Source organism: Mesoflavibacter sp. CH_XMU1422-2, from assembly GCF_037029245.1.
GTDB lineage: Bacteria > Bacteroidota > Bacteroidia > Flavobacteriales > Flavobacteriaceae > Mesoflavibacter > Mesoflavibacter zeaxanthinifaciens.
The window spans coordinates 1-19,180 of the sequence record NZ_JAYMEE010000062.1 but is presented as its reverse complement, the minus strand read 5'-3'; the positions used below and the strand labels follow the sequence as shown (position 1 = coordinate 19,180).

The 19,180-nt window shown below is 31.6% G+C and carries 17 protein-coding genes and 1 tRNA gene; 13 read left to right on the top strand and 5 right to left on the bottom strand.

From position 1 onward, the window contains the following. Positions 1-3: 3 nt before the first annotated feature. The 5 genes from WA340_RS09345 (at position 4) to WA340_RS09325 (ending at position 3,033) form a co-directional block, all read left to right on the top strand. On the top strand, positions 4-543 hold the full coding sequence (locus WA340_RS09345; protein ID WP_336128671.1) for a glutathione peroxidase: 540 nt from the start codon (positions 4-6) through the stop codon (positions 541-543). 5 nt (positions 544-548) lie between these two features. Further along, the gene (locus WA340_RS09340; RefSeq protein ID WP_036226876.1) at positions 549-719 is read left to right on the top strand and encodes a Lacal_2735 family protein; all 171 of its coding nucleotides are present in this window, start codon (positions 549-551) and stop codon (positions 717-719) included. Next, on the top strand, positions 712-1,173 hold the full coding sequence (locus WA340_RS09335) for a TspO/MBR family protein (RefSeq protein WP_106678275.1): 462 nt from the start codon (positions 712-714) through the stop codon (positions 1,171-1,173). Before WA340_RS09340 ends, WA340_RS09335 begins: the two co-directional genes overlap by 8 nt. Before the next feature lie 31 nt (positions 1,174-1,204). After that, positions 1,205-1,666, top strand: coding sequence for an SRPBCC family protein (locus WA340_RS09330; RefSeq protein ID WP_336128667.1), 462 nt, complete (start codon positions 1,205-1,207; stop codon positions 1,664-1,666). Between the two features lie 62 nt (positions 1,667-1,728). Continuing rightward, entirely contained in the window at positions 1,729-3,033 is a 1,305-nt protein-coding gene (locus WA340_RS09325) for a cryptochrome/photolyase family protein (protein WP_336128665.1), read from the top strand. A 70-nt stretch (positions 3,034-3,103) separates the two neighbouring features. On the opposite strand, the gene murA is transcribed toward WA340_RS09325, so the two are convergent. The 3 genes from murA to WA340_RS09310 form a co-directional block, all read right to left on the bottom strand. Further along, complete coding sequence (murA, locus tag WA340_RS09320; protein WP_336128663.1) at positions 3,104-4,420, bottom strand: UDP-N-acetylglucosamine 1-carboxyvinyltransferase; 1,317 nt, start codon at positions 4,418-4,420, stop codon at positions 3,104-3,106. An 8-nt stretch (positions 4,421-4,428) separates the two neighbouring features. Further along, positions 4,429-5,070, bottom strand: a complete 642-nt coding sequence (locus tag WA340_RS09315; protein WP_336128661.1) for a DUF4290 domain-containing protein — start codon at positions 5,068-5,070, stop codon at positions 4,429-4,431. A gap of 74 nt (positions 5,071-5,144) precedes the next feature. Further along, positions 5,145-5,438 (bottom strand): DUF493 family protein, encoded by a 294-nt coding sequence (locus tag WA340_RS09310; RefSeq protein ID WP_336068898.1) that lies wholly within the window; start codon positions 5,436-5,438, stop codon positions 5,145-5,147. 89 nt (positions 5,439-5,527) lie between these two features. Here WA340_RS09310 and WA340_RS09305 point away from each other — a divergent pair, with 89 nt between their 5' ends. From WA340_RS09305 to WA340_RS09285, 5 genes are all read left to right on the top strand, one after another. Further along, on the top strand, positions 5,528-6,070 hold the full coding sequence (locus WA340_RS09305; RefSeq protein ID WP_336128659.1) for an ATP-binding protein: 543 nt from the start codon (positions 5,528-5,530) through the stop codon (positions 6,068-6,070). Beyond that, positions 6,070-7,974 carry a RecQ family ATP-dependent DNA helicase gene (locus WA340_RS09300; protein WP_336128658.1) on the top strand — a complete coding sequence of 635 codons (1,905 nt, stop codon included), beginning with the start codon at positions 6,070-6,072 and terminating at the stop codon, positions 7,972-7,974. Before WA340_RS09305 ends, WA340_RS09300 begins: the two co-directional genes overlap by 1 nt. 1 nt (position 7,975) lies before the next feature. Beyond that, positions 7,976-8,923 carry a methionyl-tRNA formyltransferase gene (gene fmt, locus WA340_RS09295; protein ID WP_336128657.1) on the top strand — a complete coding sequence of 316 codons (948 nt, stop codon included), beginning with the start codon at positions 7,976-7,978 and terminating at the stop codon, positions 8,921-8,923. 195 nt (positions 8,924-9,118) lie between these two features. Continuing rightward, a complete protein-coding gene (locus tag WA340_RS09290) occupies positions 9,119-9,391 on the top strand; it encodes an HU family DNA-binding protein (RefSeq protein ID WP_027878698.1) in 273 nt (90 codons plus the stop codon). Between the two features lie 122 nt (positions 9,392-9,513). Continuing rightward, positions 9,514-10,074, top strand: coding sequence for a YqgE/AlgH family protein (locus WA340_RS09285; RefSeq protein ID WP_027878697.1), 561 nt, complete (start codon positions 9,514-9,516; stop codon positions 10,072-10,074). On the opposite strand, the gene WA340_RS09280 is transcribed toward WA340_RS09285, so the two are convergent. Together WA340_RS09280 and WA340_RS09275 are read right to left on the bottom strand one after the other, a co-directional pair. Then, a complete protein-coding gene (locus WA340_RS09280; RefSeq protein WP_336128655.1) occupies positions 10,071-10,913 on the bottom strand; it encodes an aminotransferase class IV in 843 nt (280 codons plus the stop codon). The genes WA340_RS09285 and WA340_RS09280 overlap by 4 nt on opposite strands. A gap of 52 nt (positions 10,914-10,965) precedes the next feature. Further along, positions 10,966-11,352, bottom strand: a complete 387-nt coding sequence (locus tag WA340_RS09275) for an START-like domain-containing protein (RefSeq protein ID WP_304145666.1) — start codon at positions 11,350-11,352, stop codon at positions 10,966-10,968. A gap of 137 nt (positions 11,353-11,489) precedes the next feature. On the opposite strand from WA340_RS09275, the gene WA340_RS09270 reads away from it, so the two are divergent. From WA340_RS09270 to WA340_RS09260, 3 genes are all read left to right on the top strand, one after another. Beyond that, positions 11,490-11,563: transfer RNA gene (locus tag WA340_RS09270), tRNA-Met, on the top strand. A 449-nt stretch (positions 11,564-12,012) separates the two neighbouring features. Beyond that, on the top strand, positions 12,013-15,408 hold the full coding sequence (locus tag WA340_RS09265; protein WP_336128654.1) for a M14 family zinc carboxypeptidase: 3,396 nt from the start codon (positions 12,013-12,015) through the stop codon (positions 15,406-15,408). Between the two features lie 81 nt (positions 15,409-15,489). Beyond that, positions 15,490-19,180: LamG-like jellyroll fold domain-containing protein (locus WA340_RS09260; RefSeq protein WP_336128653.1), on the top strand; the 3,691-nt coding region annotated here is incomplete at its 3' end.

Here is a 19,180-nt window from a genome sequence, read left to right as displayed (position 1 = left end):
TATATGAATGTTTTAAAAGCCTTTTTGTTAACATTATGTACTGTTTCAAGTAAATCAGATTTGCAAAAGCAAACTTCTATTTACGATATAAACATTAATAGCTTACAAGGACAACCAATAGACTTTAAAGCATTTAAAGGCAAACACATTTTGTTTGTAAATGTTGCATCTAAATGTGGATTTACTCCTCAATATGAAGACTTACAAAGTCTTCATGATACTTATGGTGATAAAATTATAATAATAGGCGTCCCTTGTAACCAATTTGGTAACCAAGAACCAGGAAATAAAGACCAAATTATGTCTTTTTGCCAAGCTAATTACGGAGTTTCGTTTTTAATGACAGAAAAAATTGAAGTAAAAGGCACAAACAAACATCCTTTGTATGCTTGGTTGACCCAGAAAGAAAAAAATGGAATAAAAAACTCTAAAGTAAAATGGAATTTCCAAAAATATTTAGTGGGTCCAGACGGACAGTTAATAGATTATTTTCTTTCGGTTACATCCCCAAAAAGCAATAAAATTTTAAAATATTTAAAGTAAAAAAAATGTTTGGACTTTTTAAATCAAAATCTGAAGTAGAAAAACTACAAGTAAAATACGAAAAACTAATGCAAAAGTGGCATAAACTTTCAACTACCAATAGATCTAAAAGTGATGAAGTGTACGCAGAAGCAGAAGCTATTATGAATAAAATTGAATCCTTAAAAAATGAATAATCTTAAAAGATTTTTATTCTTCCTTTTTATAAATATTGGTAGTTTAGGCTTAGGTAGTTTATTGATGAATAACGGACCAACATCAGAATGGTATTTAAATTTAAATAAAGCTCCATGGACGCCACCAGGTTGGCTATTTGGTGTAGCTTGGACGACTATTATGGTGTGTTTTTCTATCTATTTAACATACTTATTTTCTAAATTAAGCTCTAAAAACATTAAAATAGCCTTTAGTATTCAAGTGTTTTTAAACATTATTTGGAATTTCATTTTCTTCAACCAACATTTAATTTTATTAGGGTTAATTACGATAATACTACTAACTATTGTTGTTTTTTACATCTTTTTCAGCTTTAAAAACATAATGAAAACCAAAAGTTTACTCCTATTACCTTATATGATTTGGTTACTAATTGCTACATCTTTAAATGCTTACATTCTAATAAATAATTAAAAGATTTCACTTTCGTGGAAAAACTTAAGCTATGAAAATATACAGATTACATCAAAAACAAAATTTACCAATTACCAAACAAGAGGCTTGGGATTTTTTGTCAGACCCTAAAAACTTAAAAGTCATCACGCCAGATTACATGGGATTTCATATACTTTCTGGAGCAGATAGACCGATGTTTGCAGGTCAAATTATTCAATATATTGTAACACCAGTTTTAGGGATCAAAACAAAATGGGTAACAGAAATTACTCATGTTATTGATGGCGAATATTTTGTAGACGAACAACGTTTTGGTCCATATTCACTTTGGCATCATAAGCATTTTATTAAAGAAATTGATGGCGGCGTAGAAATGGAAGACATTATAGATTACAAAGTCCCAATGGGCTTTTTAGGACAATTAGTGCATCCAATTTTAGTCAAACCAAAACTGAAAGAAATCTTTGATTACCGTACCAAAAAACTGGAAGAACTATTTGGTAAATTTTAATCAGACAGACAAAAACACTAACTTTAAATACTTACAACTCTAGACACTTTAAGTAATCACAAATGATACAACCTTTAAACATATTCTGGTTTAGACGCGACCTAAGATTAGACGATAACATAGGATTTTACAATGCTTTAAAAGCAGACAAACCTGTGTTACCGATCTTTATTTTTGATAAAGAAATTTTAAACGAACTACCAGAAGATGACGCAAGAGTAACTTTCATTTTTAATACGTTGCAAAGCATGCGAAATACACTTCAAGATGAACGTGACAGTAGTATTGCAATATATTATAGTACTCCAAAAGAAGCTTTTAAACAGTTAGCTGAAGATTATGAAATAGATACGGTTTACACCAATCACGATTATGAGCCATACGCTAAAACACGTGATACAGAAATTGAAACCTTTTTAGCAGAAAAAGACATCAATTTTAAAACCTTTAAAGACCAAGTTATCTTTGAAAAAGACGAAGTTGTTAAGCAAGACGGCGATCCATATGTGGTTTACACTCCATACATGCGTACTTGGAAAGAAAAATTTAAAAACCACGACCTCAACATCTATTACACTAACGAGTATTTAGACAATTTGGTGAAAAATACAAGATTGCCAAACGTAACGCTTTCTGACATGGGATTTAAAACGTCTTCACAAAAAATTGCAGATTACACAGTAACACCAACGTTAATCCAAGAATACGAAGACAAAAGAAATTTTCCTGCCAAAGACGCAACTTCAAAACTTGGTCCGCATCTACGATTTGGCACCGTTAGCGTGCGTAAAATGGTTAAAAAAGCAATTGCAGAAAAAAACGAAATCTTTTGGCAAGAGTTAATTTGGCGCGAGTTTTTTATGCAAATATTATGGCATTATCCAAAAACACAAACCAATGCGTTTAAGTCTAAATATGATAACATAAAATGGCGTAATAATAAAGAAGAATTTGAAGCTTGGAAAACAGGAAATACAGGTTACCCATTAGTAGACGCTGGTATGCGCGAGCTAAACGAAACTGGTTTTATGCACAATCGTGTACGCATGTTAGTTGGTAGTTTTTTATGCAAACATTTATTAATAGATTGGCGTTGGGGCGAAGCCTATTTTGCCGAAAAATTACACGATTACGAAATGGCAAGCAACGTTGGTAACTGGCAATGGGTTGCAGGATCTGGTGTAGATGCAGCGCCATACTTTAGAATCTTTAATCCAACCACACAAATTGATAAGTTTGATAAAGAACATAAGTATATAAAAAAATGGGTTCCAGAATATCAAGACCAAAAATATACTAAGCCAATTGTAGACCATAAAGAAGCTAGAGAACGCTGTTTAAAAGTTTACAAAGAAGCGGTATCCTAGAAAAAACATTAAACAAAAAAGCATCTAAATTAAAATTAGATGCTTTTATTTTTTCAGGAATTAATTAAAATTAATTGCCTTCTAAACGTTCAATTTTTGCTCCAATAGCTTTCAAACGTTCTACTATTTTTTGATAACCTCTATCTATTTGTTCAATATTATGAATGGTACTTGTACCTTTTGCAGAAAGCGCAGCAATTAACAAACTAATTCCGGCTCTAATATCTGGAGAGACCATAGTTGTAGCTTTTAGTTGTGATTTAAAATCATGACCAATGACTGTTGCTCTATGTGGATCACAAAGGATAATTTTTGCGCCCATATCGATTAACTTATCTACAAAGAACAAACGACTTTCAAACATCTTTTGATGTACAAGTACTTCTCCTCTAGCCTGCGTTGCTACAACCAAAACAATACTTAATAAATCTGGTGTAAAACCTGGCCAAGGTGCATCTGCTATGGTTAGAATAGAACCATCTATGTAGTTTTGTATTTCGTAACCATCAGTATGTGCAGGTATGTGTATGTCGTCACCTTGTTTTTCAACAGTGATTCCTAATTTTCTAAAGACGTTTGGTATTTGTCCTAAATCATCCCAACTTACATTTTTTATAGTAAGTTCTGATTTTGTCATTGCTGCCAAACCAATCCAGCTACCAATTTCAATCATATCTGGTAACATGGTATGCTCAGTTCCGCCAAGACTATCAACACCTTCAATAGTTAATAAGTTAGAACCAACACCTGAAATTTTTGCGCCCATTCTATTCAGCATTTTGCATAATTGCTGTAAGTAAGGCTCGCAAGCGGCGTTGTAAATTGTTGTAGTACCTTCTGCCAATACTGCAGCCATCACAATGTTTGCTGTACCAGTTACAGATGCTTCATCTAAAAGCATATCGGTTCCTACTAATTTATCTGCTTCTACACCGTAAAAATAATCTTCACGGTTGTATCTAAATTTAGCGCCAAGATTTATAAATCCTTCAAAATGCGTATCTAAACGACGACGACCAATTTTATCGCCACCTGGTTTTGGGATATATCCTTTACCAAAACGTGCTAATAAAGGTCCAACAATCATTATTGAGCCACGTAAACCACGACCTTCTTCTTTAAAAGCTGCAGATTCTAAATATTTTAAATCTACTTGATCGGCTTGAAAACTGTAAGTGCCTTCAGAAAGTTTTTCTACTTTAACGCCTAAGTTTCCTAATAAAGTAATTAGTTTATTGACGTCTATTATATCGGGTATGTTATTTATGGTGACTTTTTCTGGAGTTAATAATACTGCACATAAGATTTGTAATGCTTCGTTTTTTGCTCCTTGAGGTTGAATGCTTCCTTTTAGTTGGTGTCCACCTTCAATTTTAAATGTTCCCATAAATAAGTTTAATATCTTTTTCGGTTTCTGTTATTTTTTTTGTGTCCTTTTTTGTTGTTGGAATATTTTTTTCCGCTAGAAGCTTTCATTAGACTACTAGAGTCTGTTAAATCTTCTTCTGAGTTTTTGATATTTAATTCACCATTAGATAATTCAAATAAATGATCATAAATTACATCGTCTTCAACCGTATCTTTATTCCAGTTTAAGAAACATTTTTTCATATGGTTTGCAATAGTATACACTAATGCTTCTTTCATTTCGCCTTCTTCCCATGTTCTAGCAACGTCAATCATCGTTTTAATATTGTTTCCGTAAAAACGATATTTTGGGAAGTTTTGCGGATATTTTAATGGTACAGGACGTTCTGATAATTCTTCTTTAGAAGGTTTTTCAAATGGTGAATCTACATCCAACTCAAAATTAGACATAATAAATAGTTGATCCCAAAGTTTGTGCTGAAAATCTGGAACATCGCGTAAATGTGGTTGTAAATTACCCATTACTGCAATTATAGCTTTGGCTACTTTATTACGTTCTTCTTTAGTTTCTCTTGATTTTGCGTAACTAATCATTTTTTGAATATGTCTACCATACTCAGGAATAATCAAGTGTTCACGCTCTGTGTTATACTCTAAATTGTCTATCAAAATTAAATAAGTGTAGTATTTATATATTTTGCATTTTGAAGTTTCTAAATGCAGTTGCAAAATACAAAAAAAAATTAAAGGCTTATTACGCCTTCAATTTTTTCTCCGACCTCTTTATACTTTTCTATAACGTGGTCTGGATTTTTCATTTTTACGCTAACCGAAACGCTGGTATATTTACCATTGCTAGATTCTTTTGTATTAATCACTGCGCCCATGTTATCAAAAATAATTTCTACATGTTCTATTTTTGATTTTTCGGTTTGCACAATAAATTTATATAAATACTCTGTAGGCCACATTGCGGTATCTTGCAATTGGCTTTTTAATTTAGCGTAAAATTCGTCTTTATTTGGTATATTATCCATAGCGTTATTATAAGTCGCAAATATACCAATTTGTTTACATTTTTTTTTAAAGAATTTAATTCCGATTTTTACACATTAATTTACAGGCTTTGATTACAAAAAAAATAGTTATTACTGGCGGACCAGGAACAGGTAAATCTTCAATTATTAACGAGCTTACAAAACGTGGTTATACTTGCTACGAAGAAATCTCTAGACAAGTTATTTTAGATGCAAGAAAAGATGGTATTGAACAGTTGTTTTTAACCAAACCTTTATTGTTTAGCGAGTTATTATTAAAAGGAAGAGAACAACAATATGTAGAGGCAGAAAATAGTGATAACGAGTTTGTATTCTTAGATCGAGGTATACCAGATGTTGTTGCATATATGGATTATGCTAACGAAAGTTATCCTGAAAATTTCATTACATCATGCCAAGAAAACACTTATGATTATGTGTTTATTTTAGCACCTTGGCAAGAAATTTTTAGAAGTGATAACGAACGTTATGAAAATTTTGAACAAGCAAAACAAATTCATGATAGCTTACTAGAAACCTATAAAAAATACGACTATCACTTGCAAGACGTACCTTTTGGTAGTATCGAAGAAAGAGCTAACCATATTTTAAACGTTGTAAAAGCCTTATAATGCAACATCCAATAAACATATTAGAGCGTTATTGGAAATTTACATCGTTTAGACCTTTACAAGAAGAAATCATAAACGCTGTTTTAAATGGCGAAGACACTTTTGCACTACTTCCAACTGGTGGCGGAAAAAGTATTTGTTTTCAAGTCCCAGCTTTAGCTAAAGATGGTATTTGTATAGTTATTTCGCCTTTAGTGGCTTTAATGAAAGACCAAGTTAGAGCCTTACAAAGTAAAGGCATCAAAGCAATTGCATTAACTAGCGGAATAAAACCTTCTGAAATTGATACCCTTTTAGACAATTGTATCTACGGAAATTACAAATTCTTATATCTATCTCCAGAGCGTTTACAACAAGAACTAGTACAAGATCGTATTAGACAAATGAATGTTAATTTAATTGCTGTAGACGAAGCACATTGTATAAGCCAATGGGGAAACGATTTTAGACCTGCCTATAAAAACATAACCTTATTAAGAGAATTACAACCAAGCGTTAATGTTATTGCGCTAACAGCTAGTGCAACACCTAATGTAATTGACGATATTGTAACCGAACTTGATTTTTTAGATCCAAAAATCTTTAAGCAATCTTTTTACAGAAAAAATATCGCTTATATGGTTTTTGAAGAAGAAGATAAATTTTTTCGTCTAGAAGCTATTTTAAATAAAAATAAACAATCCTCTATTATTTACGTTAGAAACAGAAGACTGACCATTGAAATTTCTAACTTTTTAGAACAAAAAAACATTAGTAGTACTTTTTATCATGGCGGTTTAAATAATACAGAAAAAGACCAACACCTTAACCAATGGATAACTAATCAAAAGCAAGTTATGGTGGCGACTAATGCATTTGGAATGGGCATAGACAAACCAGATGTAAAAACAGTTATACATTTAAACTTACCAGATAGTATAGAAAACTACTTTCAAGAAGCAGGTCGTGCAGGAAGAGATAATACTAAAGCATACGCAGTTATCTTAAAAAATAAAAATGACGATGCACTTTTACACAAACAATTTATAAGTGTATTACCTACAGTAGATTTTGTTAAAACTGTATATAGAAAATTAAGTAACTATTTTCAAGTGTCTTATGGCGAAGGCGCTTACCAAACTTTTGAATTTAATTTTAATCACTTTTGTAAAACCTATAGCTTTAACTCAACAAGCGCTTACAATACATTACAAATTTTAGATAGAAATAGTGTTATAACTTTAAGTAAACAATTTAATAACCGTACAGAAGTACAATTTATTATACCTAACAAAGCATTGTTTTCTTATTTAGAAACCAATAAACAACTTGCTACCATCGTCAAATCTATTTTAAGAACCTATGGTGGTATTTTTGAACATCAAACAAAAATAAATAACAATTTAGTTGCTAATAAAGCAAATGTAAGTGAGCAGCAACTTTTTGTGGCTTTAAAGCATTTAGAAAAAGATGAAGTTATTACACTTAACATTCATAAAACAGATGCTCAAATCACCTTTATAGAACCAAGAGAAGATGATAAAACAATTAACCGTATTGCTAAAACAATAAAACAACAAAACGACTTAAAGCAAAAGCAAGTTAAAGCTGTTTTAGATTATGTAAATAATAATGACGTTTGTAAAAGCATTCAGCTACTATCCTACTTTGGAGAAAAAGAATTAGAGGAATGTGGAATTTGCTCTGTCTGTATTAAAAAGAAAAATGCTCCTGTTAAAACAACTTCAGCAGATGTCAATAAAGAAATCATAAAACAATTAGAATTTGGTCATTTAAGCTCTAAAGACTTATTTAAAGCATTACCTTTTTCTGAAGAACAAATAAACAATACATTAAAACAAATGTTAGAGCGTAACATAATAGAAGTTACAGCAACAAACACTTATAAATTAAAACATTTATAAAATGAAAGATTTACGAATAGTATTTATGGGAACGCCAGATTTTGCTGTGCAAACCTTAAAAACCATATTAGAGCATAATTATAATGTAGTTGGTGTTATTACAGCACCAGATAGACCAGCCGGTCGTGGAAGAAAATTAAACGAAAGCGCTGTAAAAACCTTTGCAAAAGAAAAAGGATTACACATTTTACAACCAACAAACCTTAAAAACGAAGATTTTTTAGACGAATTAAAAGCGCTAAACGCTAACCTACAAATTATAGTAGCATTTAGGATGTTACCAAAAGTAGTTTGGGATATGCCAAAACATGGTACATTTAATCTTCATGCTTCATTATTACCAAACTATCGCGGTGCAGCACCAATAAATTGGGCAATAATAAATGGCGAAACTAAAACAGGCGTATCTACATTTTTTATAGATGAAAAAATTGATACAGGAGAAATGATTCTTCAAAAAGAAGTAGAAATAGATCCCAAAGAAAACGCTGGTAGCTTACATGACAAACTAATGCACGTTGGAAGCAATCTAGTAATAGGCACCATTAAACTAATCGAACAAGGAAATGTAAAAACAACACCTCAACCAGAAGACGCGATTAGCAAAACAGCATATAAATTAAATAGAGATAATTGTAAAATTAATTGGCAAGCAGATTTAGACCATATATATAACCAAATTAGAGGCCTAAGTCCATATCCTGCTGCGTGGTGTATTTTAGAAAATAAAGACGAAGAATTAGACGTAAAAATCTATAAAGCCGAAAAAGAAACCGAAAATCATAATTTAGCAATAGGAACAGTAATTTTTGACAAATCCTCAATTAAAGTAGCTGCAAAAGGTGGATTTATATCAATCCTTGAAATTAAGCTTCCAGGTAAGAGAAATATGGACGTAAAATCACTTTTAAACGGATTTTCTTTAAGTGAAAATGCAAAAATGCTGTAAAGCCTTATTATCACTGATTTTATAAAAAAAAGTAAAAAAACAAGCTTCTTTATTAACAAAAGGCGCAACTTATTAACAAAACAGCCTATTTCCCTTACTATTACTTGCATAGTAGCATAATCCGTATAAATTTGTAGAAGGATTTAACAAAAAATATGTTTAATCAACTATTTATTAATAATTAAAATTAAAATTATGAACAAAACAGATTTAATCGACGCAATGGCGGAGCACGCAGGAATTACTAAAGCAGCAGCTAAAAAAGCTTTAGAGTGTGCATTAATCGAAATTGAAGGAGCTTTACAAAAAGGAAACAGAGTTTCTTTAGTAGGTTTTGGATCTTGGTCAGTTACTAGAAGAGCTGCAAGAGAAGGAAGAAACCCTCAAACTGGAAAAACTATCAAAATCAAAGCTAAAAACGTTGTTAAGTTCAAAGCTGGATCTGATTTAGCAAACGCTGTAAACTAGTATTTGCATAAAATAATTACCAAAAAGCCTTCTTTTAAGAAGGCTTTTTTATGTTAATAGAATATTATAATTGGTATTTAAACAAATTAATGTTACATTTAATGTAATAATCCTTTTAAATTATGACTACAACCAAACCAAAAAAGGGTGATTTATTAATTGCAGAACCTTCTATTATAGGAGATGTTTCTTTTAACAGATCTATAGTATTGCTTACCGACCATAACAAAGAAGGTTCTATTGGATTTATACTTAATAAGCCCTTAAACTACACTATTAAAGATTTAATACCAGAACTTGATGCCTCTTTTAGAGTTTACAATGGTGGACCTGTAGAGCAAGACAATCTATATTTTATACATAAAAGACCTGATTTGATCCCAGATAGCATAGAAATTTCTTTAGGGATTTTTTGGGGAGGAGATTTTAATGTAGTTGCTAATCTTATTGCCGAAAAGAAAATTGATCAAAAAGATATAAAATTCTTTTTAGGGTATTCTGGTTGGGAAATAAATCAACTAGAAGACGAGTTAAAATCTAACGCATGGGTTGTTACAAAAAATACTTATGAAAAAGATATCATAGAAAAAGATTATGAGACCTTCTGGAAAGAAAAGATGTTAGAATTAGGTGGTGATTATTCTATTTGGTCTAATGCGCCAGAAAATCCAAGTTATAACTAGCTTAGTCTAACTTTTACATTTAACTTTTGCAACAATGCTTTTGCTACATTTGTCGCAAACTGCTTTTTTCTATATTTTGATACTGGTTGTATACCTGTTATTACATTGGTAATAAACATTTCGTCAGCTTTTTGTATTTCAAAAGGAGAAATAGAAGCTTCTTCTAAAGTATATTCTTCCATTAAATTAATAATTTCTATTAATTGTTTTCTAATTATTCCTTTTAAACATCCGTCTGATAATGGTGGTGTTTTAATAGTATTCCCTTTAACTAAAAATACATTTCCGTTTAAAGCCTCAACTACACTTTTATTTGTATTAATTAACAAACAGTTGGCAAGCTTATTTTCTTTTGCATAAATACTACCAACAACATTTAAGGCTTTATTATTGGATTTTAATGTTGAAATTAAACTAGGAGACACATAAAAGTCTTTAAATAAATCAACTTCATAATCGCTCTCATTTAATAAATAAAAATCTTGATCTAAAGCTTTTACCGAAACAATAAACTCTACATCATTACTTTCTGGTTCGTATAATCCACCTTCTACTCTATGCACTTGCAACTTTACTCTACAAGTAGCAGTATCTAATTGATTAGCTTTTATAGTTTTTAAAATTTCATCTTGAAGAAACTCTAAAGTAAAACTCATAGGTATCTCCATACGCATAATACGCATAGATGCCATTAATCTAAAGTAATGATCTTCAAAAAAAAGAAGTTTACCGTGTACTGCTTTTATGGTTTCAAAAAGTCCATCACCATAGGCATATGCACGATTATTGTTTGTGATAACTGTATTATTATCTTGAAGATTTCCGTTAAAATTTATCATAAAAAAAGTCCCAAATTTCTTTGGGACAAATATACTTTAATTGTTGCGATTTTTAAGCAGAACCTAAGACTTGTTTTAAGTCAGAGATTTGATTAGTCCATAACATTTTTGCTTCTTCTACCTCGTCTTCTTCAGCAAAGTCTGTAATCATTAAAGATACATCTTTGGTTATTTCGTCTACTTGAATTCTAATTTCAAAGTAATATGGGTCATCTTCATCATCTAACCATCTAAATTTTACACGTTCTCCAGACTTTTTTGTTAGCAACTTTGCTTGTTCTTCAGCTCCATCCCAGATAAACTTAAATAATTCTCCTCTAGAGTTAACATTATCTGCAAACCATTCTGACAATCCAGAAGGTGTTGAAATATACTGGTATATTAATGACGGTGATGCATGGATAGGAAACTCTAACTCATACTTAATTTTTTCTTCCATTTATTTTTACTTGAAAATTATTACTGCCAATATATACATTAATTAACAAGTTTAGAAATCATTTTAAAAAATATTTAATTTTAAAAATAATGTTTGCTTGATATAATAATGTTATTATATTTGCACCTCCAAAATACGGCGAGGTAGCTCAGTTGGTTAGAGCGTTGGATTCATAACCCAGAGGTCACGAGTTCAAATCTCGTCCTCGCTACAAGAAAAAAAGCTAAGATGCATGTCTTAGCTTTTTTTATTTAGCAATAAAATCGTTTTTTCTTCTACTATTACCGTACTTATTATTAATTAAGATTACTTTTTTATTAAGATTTAACCTGTTAAAAAACAGATAACTATCATAAAAACATACGTTTTTTATAAAATGAATAGTCAATTTGCAAAATAACAAATGTTTCAAGTGTACGTATTTTCGCTGCTTCAGAAAGAAAAAAGTGTATTTCATCGAAAAATAATGCGTTTTATAGATGAATTAGACAAAGTAACATACATTTGTAGGCGAATACTTATACCTTTTGTCGGATAAATTTGCGTTTAAAAGAAAACTGATGATTCCAATAATTGAAATAGTATTTACGGATTAGGATATTTTAATATTGCTTAACCCAAATTATTAATTAATTAAACCCTTATTTGAATTAAAAAATCATGAAAAAAACTAACCTACTAGCTACTCTTATTTTATTATTGCTATCACAATTAATTATAGCTCAGGATTCTCATAAAAGAATTAGTATAACTAACCCTTCTAAATCAACATTACTAAAAATTGCTACTTCTGGTATAGATTTAAATTGCGGTGCAAGCCACTCTCATAATGATCTTGTTTTAGATTTATCAAAAGAAGAGGTTAATGCATTAGTTAATAAAAATGTTTCTTTTAATGTAATTATTGATGATTTAGAAGAATTTTACAGAAAAAGAGCAGTAAAAACTAAATCTAAAGCAATAGCGCAGTTAAATGCTGAAAAATCTTTATCAGCTACTAACACTAACACAACACAACGCGCATCTATTTCTAATACAGTACAAGACAATATTATACAATATATAAACTGTGATGAGATTGATTGGGTAACACCACAAAACTTTCATCTTGGTTCTATGGGTGGATGTTTAACTGTAGACGAAATGAAAACTGAACTTGACGAAATGAGAAACTTTTCTGTTACTAATGGTTTAGATATAGTTTCTCAAAAATTAGATGCTTCACCTACAGGACAAACTACTTGGGGAAATCCTTCAGGAAACATCTCTAATAATGGATTAACATACAGTGGTCAGGGTACATCTAGATGGAACCCAAAAACTATATATTACGTTAGAATTACAGGAAACGAGTCTTCAACACCAGAAAACACTAAACCACAAATTCTATTCACTTCAATGATACACTCTAGAGAAGTAAGTGCTTTAATGAATAACATTTACTTTATGTGGTATTTAATTGAAAACTATAATACTAATGATGCTGTAAAGGAATTAGTTGATAATAACGAACTTTATTTCGTACCTGTTGTAAACCCTGATGGTTTAAGATGGAATGAGCACCTAAATTCTAATGGTGGAGGATTACAACGTAAAAACTTAAGACCTAATACAGGAAGTACAAGTAATACAACTCCTAATAGAGGTGTAGACTTAAACAGAAACTTTGATTATTATTGGGGATACAATAATATTGGTTCTTCTGGGACACCTTCAAATGGTACATATAGAGGACCAGCTCCTTCTTCTGAGCCTGAAACTCAGATTATGGAAGATTTTATTTTAAGTAGAAACTTTCAAACTGCTGTTTGGAATCACTCGTACGCTAATTCTGTACCTCATCCTTATGGTGGTGTACCTTCTTTAAACTCAGGAAGAGAAGATGAATTTTATAGTTGGCACGAAGAAATGACTCGCTACAATAGATACCTTTATGGAGCTACGATTTTTTATGAGTCTAATGGTATTCCTGACGATTGGATGTTAGGAGGAGCACCTGATAATAATGGATCTACTGGTTCTGGTCAAGCTATTTTAGGTACTACACCAGAGCACGGAAGTGAAGGTTTTTGGCCTCCACAAACATCTATTATTCCTATTGCAAAAAGATCGATGAGAATTTCTTTTGGTACCGCCTATTATGGTGGTAAATACGCAAAACTTCATGACCTAACGCAAAGCAACATAGATAATACAACTGCTAACTTAGATTTTGGAATTGAAAGAATTGGTCAAACTGCAAGTAATTTCACCTTAACTATCACTCCTATTTCATCTAATATAATTAGTATTAATGCTCCTGCCACACAAACTGGTATGAATGTCTTAGAGCAAAGAAATGTATCTGCTCAAATACAACTAGACCCAAGCATTGTTGCTAACGAAAAAATAGAATATAATGTAAAATTATCTAACGACAATGGTGTTATATATGATGTTAACTACGAAAAATATTACCAACCAACAGTACTTTTTGACCATGATCCTGATGTAGATGGCATTACTGGTTGGACACAATCTGGTGGATGGACCTTATCTAGTGCAGATACCTATACAGGAACAAATACTTTAAGAACAAATGGTGTTGCTCCGTACTCTAATAATACAACAAGAACATTAACTACTACCAATAGTTATGACTTTTCTAATTCTACATCTGTTGTCGTACAATACTATTCTAAATGGGATATTGAAAGAAATTATGATTTTGTTGAAATCTTAGGTTCAACTGATGGTGGTAATAACTGGCAATCTCTTTGTGGTAAGTATACAAAACCAAATGCTACGAGCAACACTACTTCTCATGATAATAAAGGAGGTACATCTAACTTCCAAGCTAATAGTATGGGACAAATTTATGATGGTGACAGAAGAGATAATTGGGTGATGGAAGAAATTGCTATAGATGCAGCAAACAATTCTTACTTATTAGGTGCTAATAATGTTAAATTCAGATTTAGATTTAGAACAGATGGTAGTAACGTATCAGAAAATTACACAACTACTTCTGATGGTTTTTTTATTGATGATTTTAAAATTATTAGTATTCAAATACCTTGTCAAACTGATGTTCCTGTTAACATAAATAAAACATCAATACAAGCAACAGTAGCTACTATTTCTTGGGATGCAATACCATCTGCAACTTACGATTTACGTTACCGTGTTTCTGGTTCTACTACATGGACAGATATATTAGACATAACTACTAGTAGTTATACAATTACAAATTTACTAGCATCAACTGATTATGAGGTAGAAGTTAGATCTAAATGTGATACAGCTACATCTTCTTATTCATCTACAATTAATTTCACCACAACGAGTGCAAACTATTGTGACTCAAATGGTCAAAGTACTTCTGATGAATATATTGGGAATGTAACTTTAAACACTATTAACAATGATTCTGGAATAGGTATTACAGATACTGGTTATTCTGATTTCACTTACATAACAACAGACTTAGACAAAAACTTGACGCATAATATTAGTGTTTCTAAAATATGGACTGGAACTATGTGGAATGAAGCTGTAACTGTTTGGATTGACTTTAATAAAGATGGAGACTTTGAAGACTCAGGTGAAACTGTTTTTAATAGTCTAGCTTCTCAAACAACACCTGTTGCTGGTAACTTTTCAATACCTGGAAATTCAACATTAGGGAGTACAAGAATGAGAGTTTCTATGAGATATAATACTACTCCAAATTCTTGTGGATCGTTTGATTATGGAGAAGTTGAAGACTATTCTGTAAATATTACCGATATACCTAGTTTAAGTAATGATAAATTTAACATCAATGATGTAAAAATCTATCCAAATCCATTTAATAACAGTTTTAATATAAGCTTATCCTCAAATTTTATAGGTCATAAAATAGAAGTGTCTGTCTATGATATGAGAGGTAGATTAATAATACAAGAAAATTCTGTTTTTGATCAAAAAGCAATAAATGTTGATAATTTAAAATCAATCTCTAACGGTACTTATTTTATCAAAATAAAAGACTTAGAAAACCAACAATTAATAACTAAAAAACTTATAAAACAATAAAAAGGAAACACCCTTTTTTAAGTGTAAAAAGTAAATATTCAACAACAAGATTAGCCCCAAACTAATCTAAACCAAACTATTATGAAATCAAAAAACTTAAACAAGTCATGTCTTGCTATTGTCATTTTGTTTAATTTATTTTTAAGCAATTATGCCTTTTCACAATGTGCATCAAATGGTAATAATACAAATGATGAATACATAGGTCGTGTTCAATTACAAGCAATTGATAACACCTCTGGTGTAGGTACAACAAGTACAGGGTACTCAGATTTTACAGCAATAAGTACAGATCTTACTCAAAACTCTAACTATACGATAACGGTAACACCAATATGGACAGGTCCTATTTATAGCGAAGGATATGCTGTTTGGATTGACTATAATCAAAATAACGATTTTACAGATCCAGATGAGTTAGTTTTTTCTAACGGTGCAAGCAACGATTCTCCTGTATCTGGAAGTTTTACTGTACCTGCTACAGCATTAACTGGTAATACCACAATGAGAGTTAGTATGAAGTATAACGATATACCAACCTCTTGTGAAGTTTTTTCTTACGGAGAAGTTGAAGATTATACAGTAAACATTGTTTCAGCTACCCCATACAATGAAGTTAGTGTTACAGGAAACGCTACAAATATAGATGATGGTGACACAACACCTTCAACTGTTGATGGTACAGATTTTGGTAATGCAGATATCGCAGGAGGAACTGTTAACCAAACCTTCTCTATCATAAATTCTGGAAATATTAATTTAAATTTAACAGGCGCTTCTCCTTATGTAACAATAACTGGTGCTAATGCTGCAGACTTTACGTTAATAACCAATCCAACTACTCCTATAGCTCCAGGAGGAAACACTTCTTTTACGATCCAATTTGATCCAAGTGCTACGGGAGTAAGAACAGCAAGCGTATCGTTTGCTAATGATGATACAGATGAAAACCCTTTCAACTTTAATATACAAGGTACAGGTATAGTTCCTCCGCCTTGTGGTACAACCGTATTGCATACTGCAGATTTCGAATCTGGAACTAATGGATGGGTTAAAGGTAATATACTTTCAAATGACGCATATAGAACAACTAATGCAACTTGGTCATACTCTGGGAATAGTTCTTTAGTAGTAAGAGATAACTCAGGAACTAATTCTTCTTTTGACTCTCCTATATTTAATTTTACAGCTTATGACAAAGTAGACTTTAAATTTTTCTTTGCACCTAACAGTATGGATTCTTCATACAGTGGTAGCAATAAAACATACTCAGAAAACTTCTTAATAGAATATAGTAATAATGGCGGTCTATCGTGGACTACTGTAAAAACTTTTGAAAGTGGACAAGTAGCACAAAAAACTGCAGATTTTGAATCAACAAACTCTCCTATTTTCTATGCAAGAACCGTTTCTATATTAGCTAGAGATTATACATTTTCAGCTACATCTAGATTTAGAGTTAGATGTGATGCTAGTGATAATGATGATCAAGTATTTATTGATTTAGTAACAATTTCTGGTACTTCTTTTTGTACACCAACAGATGGTCCTGGCGGAGTTAGTGCTGATTTAGATTTATGGTTAAGAGGTGATAAAATTGATGGTTATGGTGTTACTACTGATGGTACTAACGTAACTACTTGGGTTGATAACGGTAAGGGTAATGACGCAACAACAACTGTATCTGGGCAAGAGCCTGTTTATAGAAATAATGAAACAGATAACATAAACTTCAACCCTGTAATTGATTTTGAAAACAATCATAATACTGCAAGTCCTGACATGACTTACATTAACGGTAGAGATGAGTTAAGTGGCTCTTCAGGATTTAATAGTAATGATATGTTTTTAGTGGTTGTAGCAGATCCTACAGTAACAGGATCTATGAATCCATTAGACACCTTTACAAGTACTGACCCGCTAGCAGAAAGTTATGCCGAAGACGTAACAGGTGTTGGATTTGGTGGATATACACAAAGATTATCTGGTGAGCGTTTTACCTACTGCATTGGTACTAGTAGTGGTAACGGTCCGTATACTGGATATGGTCGTGGTGACACATCTGGTACTAACAACTATAATAAATTCAACATTATAAACGTAAGACAAAATTCTGCAAACACAGATATGGAAATTTACCTAAACTCTAATTCTGTTTCTACTACATTAAACGATATTTCTCTTTACGCACCAATTAACAATAGAAAGTATTGGTTAGGTAGAAGTCAGTATTACGAAGGAAGTTTTGATGGTAAAATAGCTGAAGTAATTACTTTTAATTCAAGAAAACTAGACGGTGCTTCAGAAAGAAGAAGAATTGAAAGCTATTTAGCCTTAAAATACGGTATTACACTTGGTGTTAATGGTACTACTATGGATTATATAGATTCAAACGGAAATATCGTTTGGGATGCATCTGCTAATTCTGGATTCAACCATGATATTGCAGGAATATTTAGAGACGATGCTTCTAACCACCAACAAAAACAATCTAAAAGCGTTAATAACTCTAGTGTTGTAACTATTGGACATGGAGACATATCAACAACAAACTCAAACAATACCAATAACTTTGATAATGACAGAGACTTTTTAGTTTGGGGACACAACAATGGTGCATTATCAGGGTCTACTGTTCTATCTGTAAACTTAGGCGCATCTTCAACTTCTGTAACAACTTTATTTGACAGACGTTGGAAAATTGTTGAAAATGGAAATGATGTTAGAGATGTTAAAATATCAATTCCTTCATCTGTGCTACCTACTAAAGCTGCTGATCAAGAATATGCTTTAGTCGTTTCTAACTCTTCATCTTTTGGATCTAATGATATTGTTGACGTTATTCCTATGAATGTTAATGGATCAACTTTTGAAACTTGGTACGATTTTGAAAACACTAAATACTTCACTTTTGGTATTGCTTCAAGAGTTGAAGGAAAATATAATGTAGAATTTTCTGCTGGTGATTTTTTAGTAGGTGAAAACTTTGTAAACCTTAATAATTCTTTTACAGTATCTGCATGGGTTAGAAATCTAGGAAACGGAGGTGATTATGTCTCTAAAGGAAATGCTTATAATTTCGAAATTATGAGTAACGGAAGAGTTAGAGCCAATATTAATGGTACAAATTACGCACAATCTTCTACTTCTATAACTGATACTAATTGGCATCATATAGCATATACCTATTCTGGTGGTAATTTAAGGCTATATATAGATGGTGTAGAAGACGGTAATAGTCCTATTGGCGGAGTAGCAATTCCTGTTGCCACTACAGATTATTTTGCTATTGGTGTAAACTATATAGATAAAAACACTATTAGTAATTCTTTTAATGGAGATATAGATGAAGTAAGAATTTGGGATAGAGTATTAACTCAAAACCAAATCAAATTTCTAATGAATCAAGAACTAGAAAACCTTAGCGGTAATGTTAATGGTGCTTACCTTCCACAAACTATCACGCTTAATGAAGCAACAAGTTTACCGTGGAATGAGATGCAAGCTTACCATAACATAAATGAATTTTATGGTACAACAGTTGTTGATGGTTCTGGACACAAAAACTGGGTTAGAATAAAGTACCTAGTAACGGGTAAAAATATTATGGATAATCAAGCTGCTCCATTACCATATACAACAACAAGTAATGGTCTTTGGACTAACAACTCTTCTTGGACTAATGGTACTGAGCAATACATACCTGGTTCTGCTTCTATAGTCGATCCTACCATTACTGTAGATTGGAATATTGTAGAAACGTCTCATAATA

Excerpts from the sequence above, each read along its gene's own strand:
- murA (WP_336128663.1), bottom strand. The coding sequence starts at position 4,420 with ATGGGAACATTTAAAATTGAAGGTGGACACCAACTAAAAGGAAGCATT.
- WA340_RS09275 (WP_304145666.1), bottom strand. The coding sequence starts at position 11,352 with ATGGAAGAAAAAATTAAGTATGAGTTAGAGTTTCCTATCCATGCATCA.
- WA340_RS09285 (WP_027878697.1), top strand. The coding sequence starts at position 9,514 with ATGACTACAACCAAACCAAAAAAGGGTGATTTATTAATTGCAGAACCT.
- WA340_RS09325 (WP_336128665.1), top strand. The coding sequence starts at position 1,729 with ATGATACAACCTTTAAACATATTCTGGTTTAGACGCGACCTAAGATTA.
- WA340_RS09345 (WP_336128671.1), top strand. The coding sequence starts at position 4 with ATGAATGTTTTAAAAGCCTTTTTGTTAACATTATGTACTGTTTCAAGT.
- WA340_RS09265 (WP_336128654.1), top strand. The coding sequence starts at position 12,013 with ATGAAAAAAACTAACCTACTAGCTACTCTTATTTTATTATTGCTATCA.
- WA340_RS09290 (WP_027878698.1), top strand. The coding sequence starts at position 9,119 with ATGAACAAAACAGATTTAATCGACGCAATGGCGGAGCACGCAGGAATT.
- WA340_RS09340 (WP_036226876.1), top strand. The coding sequence starts at position 549 with ATGTTTGGACTTTTTAAATCAAAATCTGAAGTAGAAAAACTACAAGTA.
- WA340_RS09280 (WP_336128655.1), bottom strand. The coding sequence starts at position 10,913 with ATGATAAATTTTAACGGAAATCTTCAAGATAATAATACAGTTATCACA.
- fmt (WP_336128657.1), top strand. The coding sequence starts at position 7,976 with ATGAAAGATTTACGAATAGTATTTATGGGAACGCCAGATTTTGCTGTG.
- WA340_RS09335 (WP_106678275.1), top strand. The coding sequence starts at position 712 with ATGAATAATCTTAAAAGATTTTTATTCTTCCTTTTTATAAATATTGGT.
- WA340_RS09300 (WP_336128658.1), top strand. The coding sequence starts at position 6,070 with ATGCAACATCCAATAAACATATTAGAGCGTTATTGGAAATTTACATCG.
- WA340_RS09310 (WP_336068898.1), bottom strand. The coding sequence starts at position 5,438 with ATGGATAATATACCAAATAAAGACGAATTTTACGCTAAATTAAAAAGC.
- WA340_RS09330 (WP_336128667.1), top strand. The coding sequence starts at position 1,205 with ATGAAAATATACAGATTACATCAAAAACAAAATTTACCAATTACCAAA.